General features: G+C 72.1%; 16 protein-coding genes and 1 pseudogene. 3 read left to right on the top strand and 14 right to left on the bottom strand.

From position 1 onward, the window contains the following. Positions 1-4 precede the first annotated feature (4 nt). Positions 5-673, bottom strand: coding sequence for a two-component system response regulator CseB (gene cseB, locus ACIO5E_RS09440; protein ID WP_400666234.1), 669 nt, complete (start codon positions 671-673; stop codon positions 5-7). 513 nt (positions 674-1,186) lie between these two features. On the opposite strand from cseB, the gene ACIO5E_RS09435 reads away from it, so the two are divergent. Further along, complete coding sequence (locus ACIO5E_RS09435) at positions 1,187-2,584, top strand: aminopeptidase P family protein (RefSeq protein ID WP_400665407.1); 1,398 nt, start codon at positions 1,187-1,189, stop codon at positions 2,582-2,584. Between the two features lie 97 nt (positions 2,585-2,681). Here the strand turns inward: ACIO5E_RS09435 and ACIO5E_RS09430 are convergent, their stop codons facing one another. The 12 genes from ACIO5E_RS09430 to ACIO5E_RS09375 all read right to left on the bottom strand — a co-directional run bounded on the left by ACIO5E_RS09430 (position 2,682) and on the right by ACIO5E_RS09375 (position 14,926). Continuing rightward, on the bottom strand, positions 2,682-4,007 hold the full coding sequence (locus ACIO5E_RS09430; protein WP_400665405.1) for a hypothetical protein: 1,326 nt from the start codon (positions 4,005-4,007) through the stop codon (positions 2,682-2,684). A 127-nt stretch (positions 4,008-4,134) separates the two neighbouring features. Then, positions 4,135-5,250, bottom strand: coding sequence for a M24 family metallopeptidase (locus ACIO5E_RS09425; RefSeq protein WP_400665403.1), 1,116 nt, complete (start codon positions 5,248-5,250; stop codon positions 4,135-4,137). 47 nt (positions 5,251-5,297) lie between these two features. Continuing rightward, positions 5,298-6,779, bottom strand: a complete 1,482-nt coding sequence (locus tag ACIO5E_RS09420; protein ID WP_400665401.1) for an amidase — start codon at positions 6,777-6,779, stop codon at positions 5,298-5,300. Continuing rightward, positions 6,772-6,978: a hypothetical protein gene (locus ACIO5E_RS09415; protein ID WP_400665399.1), complete on the bottom strand. Its 207-nt coding sequence runs from the start codon at positions 6,976-6,978 to the stop codon at positions 6,772-6,774. Before ACIO5E_RS09415 ends, ACIO5E_RS09420 begins: the two co-directional genes overlap by 8 nt. Positions 6,979-7,001: 23 nt before the next feature. Then, entirely contained in the window at positions 7,002-7,901 is a 900-nt protein-coding gene (locus ACIO5E_RS09410) for an ornithine cyclodeaminase family protein (protein WP_400665397.1), read from the bottom strand. Further along, positions 7,898-9,124 (bottom strand): aminotransferase class I/II-fold pyridoxal phosphate-dependent enzyme, encoded by a 1,227-nt coding sequence (locus tag ACIO5E_RS09405; protein WP_400665395.1) that lies wholly within the window; start codon positions 9,122-9,124, stop codon positions 7,898-7,900. The genes ACIO5E_RS09410 and ACIO5E_RS09405 overlap by 4 nt, the downstream gene beginning before the upstream one ends. Further along, positions 9,121-10,035 carry an alpha/beta hydrolase gene (locus ACIO5E_RS09400; protein ID WP_400665394.1) on the bottom strand — a complete coding sequence of 305 codons (915 nt, stop codon included), beginning with the start codon at positions 10,033-10,035 and terminating at the stop codon, positions 9,121-9,123. The genes ACIO5E_RS09405 and ACIO5E_RS09400 overlap by 4 nt, the downstream gene beginning before the upstream one ends. Next, positions 10,032-10,937: a hypothetical protein gene (locus tag ACIO5E_RS09395; protein WP_400665392.1), complete on the bottom strand. Its 906-nt coding sequence runs from the start codon at positions 10,935-10,937 to the stop codon at positions 10,032-10,034. Before ACIO5E_RS09395 ends, ACIO5E_RS09400 begins: the two co-directional genes overlap by 4 nt. A 53-nt stretch (positions 10,938-10,990) precedes the next feature. Continuing rightward, entirely contained in the window at positions 10,991-11,836 is an 846-nt protein-coding gene (locus ACIO5E_RS09390; protein WP_400665390.1) for an HpcH/HpaI aldolase/citrate lyase family protein, read from the bottom strand. Beyond that, positions 11,833-12,795 carry an isopenicillin N synthase family dioxygenase gene (locus tag ACIO5E_RS09385; RefSeq protein ID WP_400665388.1) on the bottom strand — a complete coding sequence of 321 codons (963 nt, stop codon included), beginning with the start codon at positions 12,793-12,795 and terminating at the stop codon, positions 11,833-11,835. Before ACIO5E_RS09385 ends, ACIO5E_RS09390 begins: the two co-directional genes overlap by 4 nt. Then, positions 12,792-13,295 (bottom strand): MaoC family dehydratase, encoded by a 504-nt coding sequence (locus ACIO5E_RS09380; RefSeq protein WP_280682716.1) that lies wholly within the window; start codon positions 13,293-13,295, stop codon positions 12,792-12,794. Before ACIO5E_RS09380 ends, ACIO5E_RS09385 begins: the two co-directional genes overlap by 4 nt. Then, positions 13,292-14,926, bottom strand: coding sequence for a 2-isopropylmalate synthase (locus ACIO5E_RS09375; protein ID WP_400665386.1), 1,635 nt, complete (start codon positions 14,924-14,926; stop codon positions 13,292-13,294). Before ACIO5E_RS09375 ends, ACIO5E_RS09380 begins: the two co-directional genes overlap by 4 nt. 292 nt (positions 14,927-15,218) lie before the next feature. Between ACIO5E_RS09375 and ACIO5E_RS09370 the strand changes: the two genes are divergently transcribed. Further along, the gene (locus ACIO5E_RS09370; protein ID WP_400665384.1) at positions 15,219-16,604 is read left to right on the top strand and encodes an MFS transporter; all 1,386 of its coding nucleotides are present in this window, start codon (positions 15,219-15,221) and stop codon (positions 16,602-16,604) included. 110 nt (positions 16,605-16,714) lie between these two features. After that, the gene (gene car / locus ACIO5E_RS09365; protein ID WP_400665382.1) at positions 16,715-20,248 is read left to right on the top strand and encodes a carboxylic acid reductase; all 3,534 of its coding nucleotides are present in this window, start codon (positions 16,715-16,717) and stop codon (positions 20,246-20,248) included. 187 nt (positions 20,249-20,435) lie between these two features. Here the strand turns inward: car and ACIO5E_RS09360 are convergent. Then, positions 20,436-20,594: pseudogene (locus ACIO5E_RS09360) on the bottom strand (aminopeptidase P family protein); the annotation flags it as partial.

Below are 20,594 nucleotides of genomic sequence, written 5' to 3'. Positions count from 1 at the left end.
GGCCTCAGCGCCTGAGCTTGTAGCCGAAGCCGCGGACCGTCTCGATCCGCTCCTGGCCGAGTTTGCGGCGCAGCCGCTGCACGCCCAGGTCCACGACCCGGCTGTCGCCGTCCCAGCCGTACTCCCAGACGTTGCGGAGCAGGGTGTGGCGTTCCAGCACGATGCCCGGATGGGCGGCGAACTCCAGCAGCAGCTTCAGCTCGGTCGGGGTCAGCGCCACCGGGCGGCCGGACACGGCCACCTCCAGTCCGCCGGTGTCGATGGTCAGGTCGCCGAACACCAGCAGCTCCCCCTCGGACGCGGGTTCCTCCCCGCCCGGGGTCCGTTCAGGTCCCGGGGCGGACGGGTAGGTCGCCCGTCGCAGCAGCGAGCGGATGCGTGCCACGAGGACGTAGGTGTCCACGGGTTTGACCACGTAGTCGTCCGCTCCGGCCTCCAGGCCGGCCACGACATCGAGCCCGTCGCCGCGGGCGGACATCATCAGGATCGGCACCAGGCTGCTCTCCCGGACCCTGCGGCACAGGCCGATCCCGTCCAGAGCGGGCAGCATCACATCCAGGATCAGCAGGTCGAAGCTCCCGTCGCGGAAGAGCTCCAGGCCCGCCAGCCCGTCGGCCGCCGCCTCCACCCGGTAGCCGTAGCGCTCCAGCGCCACGGTGAAGGACCGGCGCATCAGCTGGTCGTCCTCCACGAGCAACACCCGAACCGGGCGCGCGGAGGCCGGAGCCGGGACGGACGAGGACACGGTGACGGACTCCTGCTCGAATGATTGGATGTTCGGATGTTCAGATGGGCCGAGCGAGGGTCTCGGGTGCGTTCACGCACAGTCGGCCACCCGACAGGAACGATACGGCAGGCGCCGGATCCACCGCCGACGCCGCCGGGTGGACGCGGCTCACTCCCCGAGGCCCGCCTCCGCCAGCGAAACCGCAGGTCAGATCGGGGGAATCGGGTCGTGGGGCCGCCGGTTCCAGGGCCGTCCGGCTCCCGATCGGACCTCCCGGGGTGGGTCGCCCACCGCTTTGACGGACAACCACGCGCTACCTGATACCCGCTGGATACAATCGCCGGCCAAGGCCTAGAAGTGTCACATGTGAAATTATATAATTCTTCCACAATTGATCACGAGATACGGAGGCATGCGGTGGCGCAACAGGGTGGGGCACGCGGGAGTCACGATCGTGCCGTGTCGGCCGCGCTGGCCGAGAACTTCCAGCAGGGGTGGGCCGATACCGGCCTGCAGCTGCCGCTCGTCCCCGGGGCGGCGTTCGCGGCCAAGCGCCGTGCGGCACTGTCCGAGCGGTTCCCCGGCGAGCGGATCGTCATCCCGTCGGGTGGCCTCAAGGCCCGGAGCAACGACTTCGACTACACGTTCCGGCCGCACTCCGCGTTCATCCACCTCACCGCCGAGCAGGGCACCCAGGCCGTGCCCGACAGCGTCCTCGTCTTCGAGCCGCTCGGCAACGGCCACGAGGTGACCCTCTTCACCCGGCCGCGCTCGCCGCGCGACGGCGGCCCGCACGGCGCGGAGTTCTACAGCTCCCGGCGGCACGGCGAGTTCTGGGTCGGCCGCCGCCGCACCCTCACGGAGACCTCCGACGCCTTCGGCCTGGCGGCCGCCGCCCGCGACGACCTGGAGCGGGCGCTCGCCGGGCGGGTCCCCACCCGAGTGCTGCGCGGCGAGGACGAGCTGGTCGACGCGCTGGTGCCGCCGGCCCGCGAGGCCGAGGCCGAACTGCTCACCTTCCTGTCGGAGTTGCGCCTGGTCAAGGACGAGTGGGAGGTCGAGCAGCTGCGCACCGCGGTCGGCTCCACGGTCGCCGGCTTCCACGACGTCGTCGGCGAGCTGCGCACCGCCACGGGTCTGGCCCGGGGCGAGCGCTGGATCGAGGGCACCTTCAACCGGCGGGCCCGGCTGGACGGTTACGGCCTGGGCTTCGAGACCATCGCGGCGGCCGGCGCGCACGCCTGCGTCCTGCACTGGATGCACAACGACGGCCCGGTGCGGGACGGGGACCTGCTCCTGCTGGACGCCGGCGTCGAGGCGGACTCCTTCTACACCGGCGACGTCACCCGCACGCTGCCGGTCAGCGGGCGCTTCACCGACGTCCAGCGCCGGTTCTACGACCTGGTCTTCGCCGCCCAGTCGGCGGGCATCGCCACCCTGCGGCCCGGCGCCCGGTTCGGCGACTTCCACGACGCCGCGATGCGCGTCATCGCCGAGGGCCTCGACGCCTGGGGCCTGCTGCCCGGCGGGGACGATCCGCTGGCCGCCGACTCCGCCCTGTACCGCCGGTTCACCGTCTGCGGCTCGGGCCACATGCTCGGCCTGGACTGCCACGACTGCGGCGCCGCCCGCAGCGAGGCGTACCTGGACGGCGTGCTGGAGCCCGGCCACGTCCTCACCGTCGAGCCCGGCCTGTACTTCCAGCCGGACGACCTGACGATCCCGGAGGAGCTGCGCGGCATCGGCATCCGGATCGAGGACGACTTCCTCATCACGGACGACGGCGCCCTGTGCCTGTCCGCGGACCTGCCGCGCGGCGCGGACGAGGTCGAGGCGTGGATGGCGTCGCTGCGCTGACCGCGCACGGCCCGTCGGTGACGCCCGCCCGCGAGGGCGGGCGCACCAGCGGCCGGTGACGGGGGCCGCCCGCCCCCCGTCACCGGCCGCCGCGGTTTCAGGCCGACTGCCAGCCGACCGTGCCCAGGATGCTCGAACCCGCCGTTCCCGGTGCGGCGTTGCCCGGGGCGGGGACGTCGTAGCGCAGCGGGCAGCCGGCCATCCGGCCGCCCACGATGAGCGGGCCGAACACCGCGCCGGTGGACAGGCTCGAGAACTCGCCGCTGTCACCGTCGAAGACGTCCGCGGCGATCCCGGTGCTGTGGACGGCCTCCTGGGCTATCCAGGTGCCGGCCGCCACGGCCTTGGCGATGATCGCCTCCCACTCGGCCGCGCCGGTCCTGAAGCCGAGGTGCACGTCGGCGTTCTGGTCCCCGTCGGACCGCTTCAGGACGAAGTCCTCCCGGCGCTTCGCCAGCAGGTCGGTCAACTTCCAGCGCTCCCCCTCGAACTCCACCTGGTCCTCCCGGATGCTCCGCGACCAGGGGACGTACTGCCGGACGAGGTCCCGGTCCTGGTCGGTCATCCAGTCCTGCCCGGTGGACAGCACCGCGAAGAGCTGCTTGTTCGCCGCCTGGTAGGAGCTCTGCGGCGTCAGCACCGTGGCGCCGCACTTCCTGATGGCGAGCAGCTGCTCGGCGTCCCGGCCGGCGTCGAGCCATTCCTGCGGCACGACCCGCTCCAGCACCAGCGGGAACTCGTCCCGGCGGGTGGCGAGGGCGTCGACGAACTCGTCCGTGTCGAAGTACTCCGCGGCGATCCCGCCCCTGCGCAGGACGTCGATCTCGATCTCGTAGTACCTGCGGTCCTGGATGCCGACGTCGGGCAGGTAGCCGATGAGCGCCACCCGCGGGTCCAGGCCGTACTCGTCGAGGACGCCGCGCAGCAGCTCGTTGCGCGCCGTCATGGGGTCGCCGAGGGTGAGGGAGGCCGACACCCGCCCGGGCAGCAGTTGGCGCCACAGGTCGTTGAGCAGGTGGGTGAAGACCTGGCCGCCGGTGGCCGCGCAGAAGTTGAACTCGATGAACTTCCAGCCGGATTCGGTCAGGATGACGTCCGGCCGCCCGATGGCCGTCGCGTACGCCCGCTCGAACTCCTCGTCCGCGTAGAAGCCGGTCAGCCGCTCGTCGAGGCCCAGGGCCCGGTGCCGGGCCAGGCAGTCCTCGCCCAGGCTCCAGGCGGCCCGCCGCAGCAGCTCGGCGAGCCGGGTGGCCGCGCTCTCCAGTTCGGCGCCGCGCGCGGCCGGCAGGACGACGGGCCCGGCGGGGCTGATCCGGTCGAACCAGAAGGTCCGGAAGCCCCGGAACTGGTGGTCCAGCGCGTTGAGCAGCAGCCGGGGATCGGTCACGGTGGCCGCGTTCGGGGCCGTGGGTCTGTGTTCCATGGTTGTGCACTCCTGGGAGAGGGTTGGAGCAGGTCCGGCCTAGGACGTGTCCGACCTAGGACGTGTCCGACCTAGGACGTGTCCGACCTAGGACGTGTCCGACCTAGGACGTGTCCGACCTGGCCGGTCAGGACAGGACGGTCAGGTCGCGGCCCGTGCGGTTGAGCCGCTCGCCCCCGTCGTCGGTGCAGATCACGATGTCCTCGATCCGGGCCCCGAACCGCCCGGGCAGGTAGATGCCGGGCTCGACGGAGAACGCCATCCCGGGCTCCAGCGGCAGCTCGGAGCCGGCCACGATGTACGGGTCCTCGTGGCCTTCCAGGCCGATGCCGTGCCCGGTGCGGTGGATGAAGTCCGGGCCGAAGCCCGCGTCGGTGATCAGGTCCCGGCCGACCGCGTCGAGCCCTCCGGCGGTGACGCCCGGCCGCACGGAGTCGGTCTGCAGGCGCTGGGCGGCCAGCAGCACCTCGTGCAGGCGCAGGTAGTCCGACGACGGCTCGCCCAGCACGTAGGTGCGGGTGGAGTCGGAGCAGTAGCCGTCCGCGGTGGTGCCGCCGATGTCGACCACGACGGGGTCGCCGTACCCGATCACCCGGTCGGACAGGTCGTGGTGCGCGCTGGCGCTGTTGGGCCCGGAGCCGACGATGACGAAGCTCACCCGGACATGGCCCTCGGCGAGGATCGCCTCGGCGATGTCCCGGCCGACCTCGCGCTCGGTGCGCCCGGGCCGCAGCCACTCGCCCATCCGGGCGTGCACCCGGTCGATGGCGTCCCCGGCCCGGCGCAGCGCCTCGACCTCGGCCGGGCCCTTGCGGACCCGCAGCGGGTTCAGCACCTGCCCGGCGAGCTCCTGGCGGGCGCCGGGCAGCGCGGCCCGGAAGGCCACCGCCTTCTCGGCCCACATCCGGTTGTCCACCCCGACGCGGTCGGTGCGGCGGGACAGCCGGGCGGCGACGAGGGCGTACGGGTCCTCCGTCTCGGCCCAGCCGACGATCTCGATGCCGAGACCGCCGGCCGGCGAGGCGTGCGCGGCGGCCCGCTCCAACTCCGGTACCACGAGGAGGGGTTCACCGTCCGCGGGCAGTACGAGGCAGGTGAGCCGTTCCAGCGGCTTGGCGTCGTAGCCGGTGAGGTAGCGCAGGTCGGCGCCCGGGCTGATCAGCAGTGCGTCCAGCCCTGCCTGCGCGGTGGCCTTGGCGGCGGTCGCCAGCCGTTCGGCGCCGTAGAGGTCGCTCGTGGTCACTGGTGCTCCTCCGTCATGGTGGTCCGTCACGGGTTCTCCGCCATGGTTCAGGCCGTGGCGTGGCGGTCGTCGGGCGCGCCCGTGGTCAGGGCGGGCCGGGTGCCGCGTCGGCCGAACTCGGCCTCCAGCGCCGTGCCGGCCCGGAACAGGCCCGCCTCGCCGAACCTGGGCCCGACCAGCTGCACCCCGATCGGCAGGCCGTTGCCGGCGAACCCGAGCGGCAGGGACATGGCCGGGTGCCCGGTGAGCGCGAACGGGATGGTCTGCATGTCGTTGGCCAGCCGCGGCGGCGGCCAGTCGAGCGGGAAGGCGTCGAAGCGGGCCGCGGTGGTCTGCCCGCAGGCGGTGACCAACACGTCGTGGTCGGCGAAGACCCGCTGGTCGAGTGCCTCGATGAGCCGGCGGCGCAGCTCCATCGCGCGCAGCAGGTCCGCGGCGCCCACCCCGGCGCCGGGCAGCAGCTTCTGGTAGGTGATGCGGCCGAACTTCCGCGGCTCCTCGCGCAGGTTCCGCTCGTGCGTGGCGAAGCCCTCGGCGGCCATGACGATCCGGCCGCAGGCGTTGAACAGTTCGTACGCCGGCAGCTTGCACTCCTCGACGATCGCGCCGAGGCCCTCCAGGTGGGCCAGGGCCCGTTCGATGCCCTCGGTGATCTCCGGCAGGGTCTCGGGGTCGTGGGCGTACCAGGCGCTCGAATAGGCCACCCGCAGGCCCTTCACGTCCCCGGTCAGGCCGCCGAGGTAGTCCGGCGCGGGTGCGTCGCGGGTGCGCGGGTCGCGCGGGTCGGGCCCGGCGACGGCCTGGAGCGCGGCGGCGGTGTCGGCCACCGTCCAGCCCAGCGGCCCGAAGTGGTCCATGGTGGGCGACAGCGGGGTGGCGCCGTGTCCGGACACCAGGCCGTAGGTGGGCTTCAGGCCGACCGTCCCGCAGTGGAACGCCGGGCCGCGCATCGAGCCGGCGGTGTCGGACCCGAACGCGACGCGCAGGAACCCGGCGGCCACCGCGACGCCCGCCCCCGACGAGGAGCCGCTGGGGATGTGCTCGGTGTTCCACGGGTTGCGCGCCGGCGGGAAGGGCAGGTCCGGGCTCGGCCCGCCCATCGCGAACTCGTAGGTGGCGAGCTTGCCCAGCAGCACGCCGCCGCCGGCCCGCAGCCGTTCCTCCACGGCGCTGTCCCCGGCGGCGACGTCCGAGACGGTCAGCCAGGACTGGTTGGTGGTGGGCAGGCCCTCGGCGTCGAAGATGTCCTTCAGCGCGTACGGGATGCCGTGCAGCGGGCCGCGGTCGAGGCCGCCGCGCAGCTCCCGGTCGGCCTGCCGGGCGCGCTCCAGGGCCTGGTCACGGGTGACCAGCACGAAGGAGTTCAGCGCCGCGTCGTGGGCCTCGATCAGGCCCAGCGCGTGCTCGGCCAGTTGCACCGAGGTGATCTCCCCGGAGCGCAGCAGCGCTCCGGCCTGTGCGACGGTCAGCTCGGCGAGGTCGCCGGGCCCGGTGGCGTCGGTCCCGGACATCGCGTCGGTCTCAGACATCGCAGGTCTCCACGGTGCGCAGCAGCTCCATCATCGCCCGCATCGGGCGGTAGCCGGCCAGGACGCCGGGCGCCAGGTCGGACGGCATCTCGATGCCGAGGCGTGCGAGGACGGAGGCGAACTCCCGGTCCGCGGTCCCGGCCGGGGACGGCTCGGTGCCGTGCGCTCCGGGGTCCTCTTCCTTGCCGGCGTGTGCCACGTGCGGTCTTCCCTTCGGTACGTTCAGCGGTGCGTGTGCCCGACCAGGTGGGCGCAGGTGATGAGGTCGAGCGAGGCGTGGCCGGTGGAGCTGAAGACGGTCGGGCGCGCGTCGAGCCCGGTGTGCTCGCCGCTCTCCAGGGACGCGAGGTCGATCGCCGTCCGGTGGATCTCGCCGGCCTCGGCGACGGCGATCCCGATGTCCTCGACGACGACCGTGACGGCGGCCAGCAGCGTGTGCGGGAGCTCCCGCGACTGCGTGGTGTGCGCGCCCATGCAGTTGATGTGCACGTGCTCCGGCAGGTCGGTGGAGATCGGCAGCGGGAGTACGGACGTCGTCGCCGTGGAGACGACGTCCGCTCCCGCCGTGGCCTCCTCGGCGGAGGCGCAGACCACGGCCCGGGCCGCTCCGGCGGCCCTGATCCGCTCACACAGCGCCTCGGCGTTGGCGGTGGTGCGGGAGTGCACCCGCACCTGCGTGATCTCCCGCACCGCCGCGACGCCGAGGTACTGCTGCCAGGCCTGCACCCCGGACCCGACGATGCCGAGGACGGAACCGTCCGGGGCCGCGCAGCGGTCGGTGACCACGGCGGTGACGGCGGCGCACTTGAGGTTGGTGACGGCCGCGCCGTCCAGCACCTCCAGCAGGTCCCCCGTGCTGGTGGAGAACACCGGGACCACGGAGGTCACGGTCGGCCCCGGCCCGTCGGTGATGGTGGCGGTCTTGGAGATGTAGAGCCCGAAGTCCCCGGAGACGGCGGGCATCGCCAGGAACTTGGCACCCTGCTCGTCCTCGACGACCTGCCGCAGCGGCACGGCCATCCGCCGTACCGCGCCGCTGCGCAGGCCCGTCCGCATCAGCTCGGCGACGGCTCGGACGTCGTCGAGGGAGTGCGGCGGCCGTTCGGTGCGGTCGAGGGTCACCCGAGCCCTGCCAGGACGTCCAGCAGGTCGCCGGCGAACCGCTCGGTCAGCTCCGTCGGCATGTCGCCGCGCAGCATCATCCGGACGCCGGCCTGGCCCTGCGCCACGATCGGGAAGAACATCGCGGAGCAGTAGTAGCCGCGCTCGTAGAGCTCGGTGGACAGCCGCACCGCGCGGTCGTTGTCGCCGGTCACCACGAACTTGATGTGCGAGCCGGTGCCGCGCAGGCCGTGGCCGCTCAGCCGTTCGTCGAACAGCTCGATGTTCCGGGCGAGTTGACGCTGACGCAGGCCCAGCTCGGGGCTGCGGTGGACCTCCAGGGCGCCCAGGGTGGTGCCGACCGCGGCGGTCCGCAGCCCCTGTGACCAGGCCAGCGGCCCGGAGCGGTAGAGGAACTCGAAGACGTCGCGGTCGCCGATCATCGCGATGCCGCCGGTGCTGCCGAACGCCTTGGCGATCGACGCGACGATGATCGTGCGGGAGTCGAGCTCGTCGAAGACCGTGCGCGCGTAGCCCCCGCCGCCCTCGCCCACCGCGGACATCGCGTGCGAGTCGTCCAGGTAGACGAACATGCCGTAGCGGTCCTGCAGGGCCTTGATGCCCTCCAGGTCCGCCGTGCCGCCGACGGAGTAGGCGCCTTCACAGACGTAGGCGACCCGCGGGTACCGCTTGCAGATGTCCTCCAGGTACTCCATGTCGTTGTGCGGACAGGTCAGGACCAGCGTCTCGTCGGCGATGATCGGCTTGAGGAAGTTCATCGAGAAGTGCGCGAACCGGTCGAAGACCACGACGAGGGGCTCGCCGTCCGTCAGGTGCCCCGAGGCCAGCAGCGGCAGGATCGCCGCGCTCAGCACCCCGCACGACACCGACGGCAGCACGTGGGTGCCGAAGTGCTCGGCCAGCTCCTCCTCCAGCCGCTCCATGATGCCCAGGCGGATCCGGAACTCGCCCATGGACAGGCCGGTGATCTGCTCCTCGGCCAGCGCGGCGCGCCCGGCCTCGACCACCGTGGGGTGGCTGTTGAGCCCCAGGTAGGAGCACGAGGACAGGTTGGTGAACTCGTGTCCGGTGTGGATCTCGCGCAGCCGGTTCTGGCCCTCGACGGCCTCGACCACCAGCCCGAGCATCCCGTGCTTCTGGGACAGGCCCCAGGCGGCCTCGCTGGCCGGCACCATCTTCGCGTTGTTGCGGTACCGGTGCGGGCCGGTGATGTCCTCGCTCATCGCGCACCGCCGCTGTGCTCGCGCAGCCAGTCGCCGAGCCGGGCGACGGCCTCGCGGGCCTTGCCCAGCCGGGCGTGGTGCAGGTGCCACACGTGGACCATGCCGGACCAGACCTCCAGTTCGCCGGTGCCGCCGGCCTCGCGCAGCGCGGCTGCGAACCGTTCGGCGTCGCTGAGCAGGACCTCGCGGCTGCCCACCTGGATGAGCACCGGCGGCAGACCGGTGACGTCCCCGAACAGCGGGGACACGTAGGGGTCGGTCGGCGCGGTGCCGGCCAGGTAGGACGCGGTGACCAGCGCCACGACGGGCTGGCTGAGCATCGGGTCCTCGTCCGCCAGGGTGCGGTGGGTCTCCCCGGAGCCGGTCAGGTCGGTCCACGGCGAGACGGCCGCCGCCGCCGCCGGCAGCGGCAGGCCCAGGTCGCGGACCTTGAGCAGGGTGGAGAGCATCAGGCCGCCGCCGGCGGAGTCCCCGGTGAACACCACGTCCGAGGGGGCGGTTCCGTCGGCGAGCAGGCCCTGGTAGGCCGCCACCGCGTCGTCCAGCGCCGCCGGGTAGGGGTGTTCGGGGGCCCGCCGGTAGTCCACGAAGAACATCCGGCAGCGGGCCGCCCGGGCGATCTCCCCGACCATGGCGCCGTGGCTGCGCAGCGAGCCGTACACGAATCCGCCGCCGTGCAGGTAGAGCCCGGTCCGGGCGCCCTCGGCGTTCGGCGGGGTCAGCAGGTACCCGCCGGGGCGCCGCTCGACCACGATGTCGTCGGCGATCGGCGTGCCCCACGCGTCGTAGAACTGCCGCGCCTCGGCGATGTCGTCGGGCCACTCGTCCGCGGCGAGCACCGTCAGGAGCTCTTCGAGCTCCGCGGCGTCACTGGCGGACATGACCGGCACGCCGCTCTCGGTGGACGTCATCGCTCGGAGGCCCCGTCCTCGGCGCCGACCGGGGCGATGCCGCGGTGGTAGCGCTCGCGCGCGTCGCCGTCGGGCGCCTGCATGATGGGCGCGGGGACGTCCAGGCCGTAGTGCTCGAACCACTTGGCCAGCTCGACGCCCTCGGCGAACTGGTACTCCAGGTGCCGGATCGGGCGGCGGGAGGGCTTGGACGGGTCGACCGGGCGGGGCTCGGAGCCGGCGTGCGCCAGACCCCCGGCCACCTCGTTGAGCAGGACGACCATCACCAGGTCGGAGGACAGGTCGACCTCCACCGCGCTGGCGTAGTCCGCCAGGATCCGCTCGGTGTACTCCTCGCGGACCGCGACGTTGTAGCTGTGCGGCATCAGCTCGACCAGGTCGCCCGGGGCCACCCCCGCGTCCTTGCAGAAGGCGCGGGTGTCGCAGACCACCGGGACGCCGCCCCGGATGTTGGTGTTGGGGCCGTAGATGTTCCCGATGAACGGCGTGGCGGAGTCGAAGTGCACGCACTTGGTGGTCAGGAACTCGCGCTCGGCGGTGTGGTCGCCGTTCGGGGTGAAGGCGGTGTTCTTGTTGTAGCCGTCGACGTCCATGCCGGCGATGCGGTCGTAGTCCATCGCGACCGGGCTGTAGGGGGCGACGTCCACCCGGGCGCCGAAGGCGCGGAACAGCGACTCCAGGTAGTCGCGGGCCACGGCGGCGTCCTGCTCGTTGTGGACGTCCAGGCCGTGGCTCGCCAGCGTCCGGTCGAGGCCGTGGCACAGGGCGACGCCGTCGCCCTCGGCCACCAGGCGGACCAGTTCGGCGACGATCCCGTCGCCGACGGCCTGCAGGCGGCCGTCGACCAGCTCGGTGCGGTGGGCGGAGACGTCGATGATCGCGTACTGCGGCAGGGTCTTCATGGGATTCCCCGATTCGTCGGTGCGGTGCGGGTGCGGGAGCGGGTGACGGAACGTCAGGAGGCGGCGGTGTCCGCCGCGTGGAGCTGGAGCATGCGCCGGGCCTGCAGCACGAAGGGCGGGGCCAGCACGCGGTCCTTCTCGACCGCGAACCCGTACGGCGTGGAGTCGTAGTCCTCGACGACCCGCCGGTACTCGGCGAGCTTCTCCGGTCCGACCGTGAACGCCTCGGCGATCGGGTCGACCTGGCGGGGGTGGATGGCCGCCTTGCCGGTGAAGCCGGCGTCCCGGGCCGCCCGGCACGCGGCCGAGACCACGTCGAGGTCGTGCAGCTCGAACGAGTTGGTGTCGATGGCGGGGATCCGGTGCCGGGACGCCGCGACGCAGAGCCGGGCCCGCGCGTAGTCGAGGTAGGTCTCGTTCTCGGCGTACATCTCGGCCGTCAGGTCGGCCTGGCCGAAGCAGAGGCCGTCGCTCACCTCGGCGATGGCGAAGGCGTTCTCGACCGAGTCCAGGGTCTCGATGAAGCTGCAGATCTGCGGCGGCTTCGAGGTGCCCGACAGCAGGGCCCGGTAGATCGCCACGTCGCCGGGGCCGGCGATCTTGGGGATGAAGATCACGTCGAGCGGGACGCCGCCGATCACGGCGTCCAGCGCGATCAGCATCCGCAGGTCCTCCAGGCCGTCGGGCGTCGCGATGCTGTTCACCCGCATGCCGAGGGCGGGCAGGCCCGCCTTCGTCAGGTCCGCCGCGGCCAGCAGCGCGCGGGCCTCGGCCTTCTTGGCCGGGTGGGTGGAGTCCTCCAGATCCAGGACCAGCATGTCCGCCTGGACCTTGCCCGGCTTGGCGACCGAGGCCAGCAGCAGCGCCGGGGTGTACAGCAGGCTCGCGTAGGACTTCACTGCGCACTCTCCCTTCCGAACAGCAGGTTCATCTTCTGGAGCGAGAAGTCCTCGTAGCGGATCGGCTCGTACTTCGCGGGGCGGTCCGCCGTGAACTTCGGGAAGCACTCGATGACGGTGTCGTCGTTGGCCAGCTTGAAGAACACGATGGACTGCCGCCGCCGGTCGGCGAGCCGGACCCGGTGCGGCGTCGAGACGTACTCGTCGTTCGACCAACGGGCCATCAGGTCACCGATGTTGACGATGAAGCTGTCGCGCTCCGGGACCTCGACGTCCAGCCAGCGGCCGGAGAGGTCCCGCAGCTGCAGGCCGGGGCCGTCCTGGGTGAGCAGCGTGATCAGCGTGCCGTCGGTGTGCTCCCCCATGCCCTGGTCGTTGAGGAACTCCGGGGCGACGCCCGGGTAGAGGTGCGACCGGAGCGAGTCGTTCGAGGTGTCCGTGCGGGTGGCGAAGAAGTCGCGCGGCAGGTCCAGGGTCAGCGCCAGCAGCTCGGCGATCCGGCCCGAGACGCTCTCGCAGGCCGCGAAGTAGCGCTTGAGCGCCGCGCGCAGCCGGGCGCCCTCCTCGTCGGCGGGGAAGGGCAGGTCCTCGTCGTCGTCCAGGATCAGTCGCCCGGCGCTGAACTTCTCGACGTAGTCCGACGGCATGCCCTGCTTGCCGGTGTACGCGAACGCGTTCTCGGACAGCAGGGCGCTGTATCCGTACGGGCTGTAGTCGTTGTCGCCGCGCGCGGTGCTGGTCCGCATCGGGAACTCGCGCTTGGCCTCCAGCGGGCGCCCGAAGAAGCGCAGCGACGCGTCGTAGGCGTCGTCGAAGACCTCGGGGGCGATCCCGTGGCCGCGCACGACGAAGAACCCGGTGTGCCGGCAGGCCTCGGAGATCTCGTCGGCGACCTTGCGTTCGGCGCCGTCGTTGCCCGCCTGCGCGAGCTCGGGTGCCAGCGTGATGACCGGGATCATCGGTCCGCCTCCTGCCGGGGGACGAGAATCGTCCGCTCGAATTCGATCACTGTCACGCCGTCCTGGTTCTGGCCGGAGCTGTGGACGGTCACGATCCCCTCGCCGGGCCGCTTGGCGGACTCCCGCTTGGAGACGATCCGGGTCTGCGCGTAGAGCGTGTCGCCGACGAACACCGGGGCGGTCAGGCGCACCTTGTCCCAGCCGAGGTTGGCGGTGCCCTTCGCGCTGATGGTGCCCACCGTCATGCCGTTGACGATCCCGAAGGTGACCAGGCTCGACACCAGCAGCCGGCCGAACTCGGTCTTCTCGGCGTACACCGCGTCGATGTGCAGCGGGTGCTGGTTGAGGCAGAGCAGGGAGCTCCACACGTTGTCGCTCATGGTGATCGTCCGGCCCGGGCGGTGCTCGACGACCTCGCCGGGGACGAAGTCCTCGTAGTACAGGCCGCCGTCCTCACGGAAGACCCCGGGGGCCACTTCGACGTAAGAGTTCGCCCTCACTGCTGTCCTCCTTCGATGTCGGCGCGATCTTCGGTGCCGGTCCGGCCTTCGATGCCGGCCCGGTGCAGGGCGGACCGGGCCGCCCGGTGCGCCGCGTCGGCGGCCGTGGCCGCCAGGCCGATCCCCCAGACCGTCCGCCCGTCCGCGTCCAGCGCGGCGAAGCAGGCCGTCGGTTCGCCGGCCGCGGGTGCCGCGGCGGTGACCACGACCTGGGTGAACTTCACTCCGTGCGCCGCGGTGTGCTGTGCGACGACCTCGTGCTCGTCGGCCGCGGAGGGCGACGCGAGCGAGTCGTCGAGGCGGTAGGTGTCCTGGAGCAGCTGCCAGATCTCGGCCGGCTCCAGTTCGCGCCCCAGGGTGTCCGCGGTGTTCTGGACCACGGTCGCGAAGTCCCGGCGCAGCTCCGTCGGCAGGTCGACGCCCCAACCGGCCTTCAGCACGTAGGCGATGCCGCCCTTGCCCGACTGGCTGTTCACCCGGATGATCGCCTGGTAGTCGCGACCGACGTCCTTCGGGTCGATCGGCAGGTACGGGACCTGCCAGGGCAGTTCCCCGACCTCCCGGCCCTCGCGCTCGGCCTGGGTGGAGAGCGCGGCCAGGCCCTTGGCGATGGCGTCCTGGTGGGTGCCGGAGAAGGCGGTGTACACCAGGTCTCCGACGTAGGGGTGCCGCGGGTGCACCGGCAGGCGGTTGCAGTCCTCGACGATCTCGCGGACGGTGTCGATGTCGGAGATCTCCAGCTGGGGGTCGACGCCCTGGCTGAAGAGGTTGAGCGCGAGCGTCACCAGGCAGACGTTGCCGGTGCGTTCGCCGTTGCCGAACAGTGTGCCCTCGACCCGGTCGGCCCCGGCCATCAGCGCCATCTCGGCCGACGCGACGGCGGTGCCCCGGTCGTTGTGCGGGTGCACCGACAGGATGATCGACTCGCGCCGGTCGAGGTTGCGGTGCATCCACTCGACCTGGTCGGCGAAGACGTTGGGCGAGTGGGTCTCCACGGTGGTCGGGAGGTTCAGCACCATCGGCCGGTCGGGCGAGGCGCCGACGATCTTCGTGACCAGGTCCGCGATCTCCAGCACGAACTCCGGCTCGGTCAGGTTGAACGTCTCCGGCGAGTACTCGAACCGGATGTCCGTCCCGGGTGTCCGCTCCGCCAGGCGCACCATGTGCTCCGCGCCGTCGACGGCCATCTGCCGGACCTCGTCCCGCGACATGCCGAACACGACCTCGCGCCACAGGCAGGCCGTCGCGTGGCACAGGTGCACCGTCGCGCGTTCGGCCCCGTGAATCGCCTCGAAGGTCCGCTCGATGAGTTCCGGACGGGCCGGCGTGAATACCGAAACCGTCACGTCGTCCGGAATTCCGTCCTTGGTGACCAATTCCCGGACGAAGTCGAAATCGTCCGTGCTGGCCGCCGGATATCCGATTTCGATGTCCTTGAAACCCGTCGCGACGAGCAACTCGAACATCCGCTTCTTACGGCGCGGGTCCATCGGCTCGGCCAGCGCCTGATTTCCGTCCCGGAGGTCGACCGAAGCCCATACCGGAGCCCGATCGAGCGCCTGGTCCGGCCATCGTCGAAGCCAACCCGCCGTCGGTGTCGGCTCGTTCCGCGCATAGCGCTGGAACGGCATCGACGACGGGCGCTGCGGAATTCCGCGGTTCCGCTCCGGGAAAGGCAGTGGTGACGCAGTTCTTCGTGCTCCCATGCTGCCGCCTCTCGCTGTTCTCGGTGCTCCGACAGTACGGAGGGCCCGGCTCCGCGGGGAAGCAGAGGATCTTCTAGACCTGACCCTGGAATCGGACTAATTCGGCGCATTCGGACCAGATCGGCACCACCCGTGGTTGACGCCACGGGTTTCGTCGGGGATAGGATTTCGCGACACGACCGGCATGAATTCACCGCTCACGTGAAATGGCACCCTCATGGCCAACTCGACCAGTCTCGACAACGACGCGCCGGACGTGGCGAGTACCTCCCCGAGACCGCGCCGCGTGCTGACGGCGGCCAGCCTGGCGACCGGGATGATCGTCATCGACATCAGCATCGTGAACGTCGCGATCCCGGAGATCCGGGCCGGCCTGCACACGAGCCTGGCGACGATGCAGCTCGTCGTCGACGCGTACGTGATCATCATGGCCAGCCTGGTGCTGGCCGGGGCCGCGATGGTCGGGCGGTTCGGCGCGGTGCCGATGTTCCGTCTCGGCGTCGCCGTGTTCGGCGTGACGTCCGTGCTGTGCGGGCTGGCACCCGACGGCGCCGCGCTGGTCGTCGCACGGGCGTTGCAGGGACTCGGGGGCGTGCTCCTCACACCCGCCACCCTGGTGATGCTCACCGACACGTACCGGGACCCGGACGACCGCGCCAAGGCCGTCTCCGTCTGGGCGATGGCCGCCGGAAGTCCGGTGGCGTTCGGCCCCATCCTCGGCGGCGCCCTGGTCGCGGCGGTGGGATGGCGGAGCATCTTCCTGGTCAACGTGCCGGTCGTCCTGATCATCCTGTGGCTCTCGGCGCGTCACATGCCCCTGGGCGAACGGGCCGCGCGCAAGGAGCCCCAGGACGCGCTCGGCCAGTTCCTCGTCATCGTCTTCCTCGGCGGCGTCGCGCTGACCCTGACCGAGGGACGGGAGCTGGGGTGGACCCGACCGCTGCCCGTGGTGGCGGTGGCGGTGGCCGTCGTCGCGTTCGCCGCCTTCGTGGTCAGGCAGCGCCGGTACGCGTTCCCCATGATCCCGGGCGACCTGTTCCGGGCCCCGGGGTTCCGCAACTTCGTCGCGGCGGGCCTGCTGCTCTTCGCCGGCTACTACGGACTGGTGTTCTCCATCAGCGTGTTCCTCCAGCAGGTGCACGGGTACGATCCGGTCACCACCGGACTGTGCTTCCTGCCCTCCGCCCTGCCGATCACCTTCATGCCCCTGGTCGCCGGACGCGTCCACGCCCGGCTCGGTGCCCCCCGGGTCCTGGGCATCTCGGTCCTGCTGACCCTGGTCGGCGGGCTGTTGCTGACCTTCATCGGCGGAGACGCGCCGGTCGGCACCGGCATCGGGCTGCTCTTCATCGGGCTCGGCTTCGGCCTGGCGACGGTGCCCCAGATCACCCTGGTCATGGCGACGGCCCCGGCGCACCGCTCGGCGATCGCCAGCGGGGTGCTGTCGGCGGGCCGGTCGACGGGCACCATGATCGGCGTCGCCCTGCTCGGCGGCCTGCAGTCCGGGAACAGCATCGCCGCACCGGCGTTCGCGGCCGTCGTCATCTACCTGCTGATGGCGCTGGCCGTCGGCCTCGGCGCCCGACGGCTGCCCGCGGGCTAGGGCCCGTCCCGACGCGAGCACGGCCCCGCTCTCTCCCGGCGGGGCGCGGTCCCGCGGGCGCACGGCCTCCGCGGCATCGGTTCATCGGACTCCTCACAACCGGAGCACTCATGTCTGAGCATCAGCCGGACCGCGACATAGCCTCCCTGGCCGCGGCACTGCACGCGAACGATCCCGAATTCGCCCGAGCGGCCCCGTCCTCGGAGGTCGCCGCAGCCGTCCTGGGCGCCGACGGCGGCCTCGTCGGCACCATCGCGGCCGCCATGAACGGCTACGCGGACCGGCCGGCCCTCGGCCGCCGGGCCGAGCGGCTCGTCCAGGACCCGGCCACCGGCCGCCACCACCTCGAACTCCTCCCCGCCTTCGAGACGGTGACCTACGGCGAGCTGTGGCAGCGGGTCGGCCGACTCGCCACCGCCTGGGCCGACCCGGCCGGCGGCGACCTGCGCGCCGGCGACTTCGTCGGGGTGCTGGGCTTCACCAGCGTCGACTACGCCACCATCGACCTGGCCTGCATGTACCTGGGGGCGGTGCCGGTGCCGCTGGCCACCGGATCGTCCGCGGTGCGGCTGGCCCCGGTCGTCGCCGAGACGGAGCCGCGGCTGCTCGCCGCCGACATCGGCTCGATCGGCGCCGCGGTCGACACCGTCCTGGCGTCCGACTCCATCGAGCGCCTGGTCGTCTTCGACTACGACCCGCGCGTGGACGACCACCGCGACGCCCTGCGGCACGCCGTCGACAAGCTGGGCGGGCGGGCCTCGGTGGCGTCACTGCCGGAGGAGCTGGACCGCGGCGGCCGGCTGCCGGCCGTGCCACCGTGCGACGGCGACCCGGACCGGCTGGGCGGCCTGATCTACACCTCCGGGAGCACCGGCACGCCCAAGGGCGCGATCTACACCGCCGCCATGCTCACCGGAATGTGGCAGAAGGCCGGCGCCGGCATGGCCAGGGTCGGCGACCTGCCGGTGCCGACGATCGTCCTGCACTACATGCCGATGAGCCACGTCAACGGCCGGTCCTGGCTGATCTCCGGACTCGCCTCCGGCGGCATCGGGTACTTCGCGGCCCGCGGCGACATGTCGACGCTGTTCGACGACATCCGCCTGTCCCGGCCCACGGTGCTGAGCCTGGTGCCGAGGATCTGCGACATGGTGTACCAGCGCTACCTCCTGGAGGCCGACCGCCTCGGCCGCGCCGGCGCCGCCCGCCCGGAGGCGGAGGCCACCGCCCGCGTCCAGGTGCGGGACGGCATGCTCGGCGGACGGATCATCAGCGCCCTGTGCGGCAGCGCGCCGCTGTCGGCGCCGATGCACACCTTCATGGCCTCGATCCTCGGGGTGAAGATCACCGACTGCTACGGGTCGACGGAGACCACCCGGGCCGTCGTGGTCGACCAGCAGGTGCGCCGGCCCCCGGTCCTCGACTACCGGCTCGTCGACGTGCCGGAGCTCGGCTACTTCGCGACCGACAAACCGCACCCCCGGGGCGAACTGCGCCTGAAGTCGGCCGGGTTGGTCCCCGGCTACTACAAGCAGCCGGAGGCCACCGCGCGCGCCTTCGACGAGGACGGCTACTACCGGACGGGCGACGTGGTCGCCGAACTGGCGCCCGACCGGCTGGTCTACGTCGACCGGATCAACAACGTCGTGAAGCTCTCACAGGGCGAGTTCGTCGCGGTCTCCCGGCTGGAGGCGCTGTACTCGACCAGCCCGTACATCGCGCAGATCTACGTCTACGGCAGCAGCGAGCAGGCGTTCCTGCTGGCGGTGGTGGTCCCCGACCAGGACCGCCTGGGGCAGGCCGACGATGCCGCGGTACGGGCGGCCGTCCTCGACTCGATGCGGGAACTCGCCCACGAAGCGGGCCTCTACCCGTACGAGGTCCCGCACGACGTGCTCGTCGAACGGCAGCCGTTCACGATCGAGAACGGGCTGCTGTCGGGAGTGGGCAAGCTCCTGCGCCCCGTCCTCAAGGAGCACTACGGCGCCCGGCTGGAGCAGCAGTACGCGGACATCGCGACCGGCCGGGCCGGCCAGTTCGCCGCGCTGCGGGCCGAGGGCCGGGACGTCGCGCCGCTGGAGGCGGTCCTCACCGCGGTCCAGATCACCCTGGGCTACCCCTCCTCGCTGGTCCGCCCGGAGGCCAACTTCACCGACCTGGGCGGCGACTCCCTGTCGGCGCACACGTTCTCGACGGTCCTGGAGCAGGTCTTCGACATCGAGGTCCCGGTCCAGGCCATCCTCAGCCCCACCTCGACGCTGGCCCGCATCGCGGACCACCTCGGCTCGGCGCGCGGGCCGCAGACGCCCCGTGCCACGTTCGCCTCGGTGCACGGCCGCGACGCGGTCGAGGCCCGGGCGAGCGACCTGACGCTCGATCACTTCCTGGAGGGGCACGGCTTCGACGGGAGGCTTCCCGAGCGGCCGGCACCGGCCCCGGACGGCACCGCCCCCGCCGAGCACGTCCTGCTCACCGGGCCGACCGGCTACCTCGGGCGGTTCCTGGCGATCGAATGGCTCCAGCGCGTCGCCGGGACGGGCGGCCGGCTGACCTGCCTCGCCCGGGCCGCCGACGACGCGGCCGCCCGGCAGCGCGTGGTCGAGTGCCTGCGCGCCGCGGCCGGGGACCGGGCCGACTGGTTCGACGCCGTCGCGGCGAAGCACCTCGACGTCCTGGCCGCGGACGTGGCGGCGCCGAAGCTCGGCCTCGACGACGCGACCTGGGAGCGCCTGGCCGCCGGGACCGACCGGATCGTGCACGCCGCGGCCATGGTCAACCACGTGCTGCCGTACAGCCGGTTGTTCGCACCGAACGTCGGTGCGACGGCGGAGCTGATCGGGCTGGCGCTCACCGGCCGGCCCAAGCGGTTCGCCTACGTCTCGACCATCGCCGCCGCGATGCAGCCCGACGGGACGCTCCTCGACGAGGCGGTCGACATCCGCACGGCGGCCCCGGCCCGGCAGTTGAACGAGTCCGACGCGAACGGCTACGCCACCAGCAAGTGGGCCGGTGAGGTCCTGCTGCGGGAGGCGCACGAGCGCACCGGTCTGCCGGTCACGGTGTTCCGGCCCGACATGATCCTGGCCCACAGCCGCCTACCCGGCCAGCTGAACCTGCCCGACCGGTTCACCCGGCTGATCGTCAGCGTCCTCGCGACGGGCATGGCGCCGCGCTCCTTCTACCGGCTCGACCAGGACGGCAACCGGCGGCGGGCCCACTACAGCGGCCTGCCGGTCGACTTCACCGCCGAGGCGATCGCCTCGCTCAGCGCCCGGAGCGCCGACGGGTACGTCACGTACAACACCGTCAACGCGAACGACGACGGCGTCTCGCTGGACGAGATCGTGGACTGGCTGATCGACGCGGGGCATCCGGTCACCCGGTTCGACGACCACCGGGAGTGGCACATGCGCTTCGAGGCGGCGCTGCGGGGCCTGCCCGACCACCAACGCCGGCTGTCGCTGCTGCCGTTGCTGGCGGCGTACGCGAAGCCGGGCGAGCCGCGGGCGGGCTCCGCGACCCCGGCCACCCGGTTCACCGCGGCGGTCGGCGACCTCGGTGTCGGCAGCGGCCTCGTGCCGTCGCTCTCACCGGAGTTCATCGGCAAGTGCGTCGCGGACCTGCGGCTACTCGACCTGCTCTGACCGGCCTGATCCGAATCGAGTACGGCCGACCGCTCCCGGTGGGTGCGGTCGGCCGTTCGGTGCCGTGGCCTGGGGGCGTGTCCGACAATTCCCGCCGGGCGTACGGCGTCTGGGCACGCCCCGGTGGCGGCCGGGCAGCAGAGCGCCCGCGGCCGGGTGAACGGCCACGGGCGGTCGGCCCGGTCTGTCAGCCTCGCAGCGTCGCCATCCAGGTTTCGACCTGGTCGGGTGTGCGGGGCAGGGTGGTGGAAAGGTTTTCGTTGCCGTTGTCGGTGACGAGGATGTCGTCTTCGATGCGGATGCCGATGCCGCGGTATTCCTCGGGGACGGTGAGGTCGTCGCTCTG

The sequence above is a fragment of the Kitasatospora sp. NPDC087314 genome, from assembly GCF_044744365.1.
In the GTDB taxonomy this organism is placed as follows: domain Bacteria; phylum Actinomycetota; class Actinomycetes; order Streptomycetales; family Streptomycetaceae; genus Kitasatospora.
This window is presented reverse-complemented; position numbering and strand designations above follow the sequence as displayed.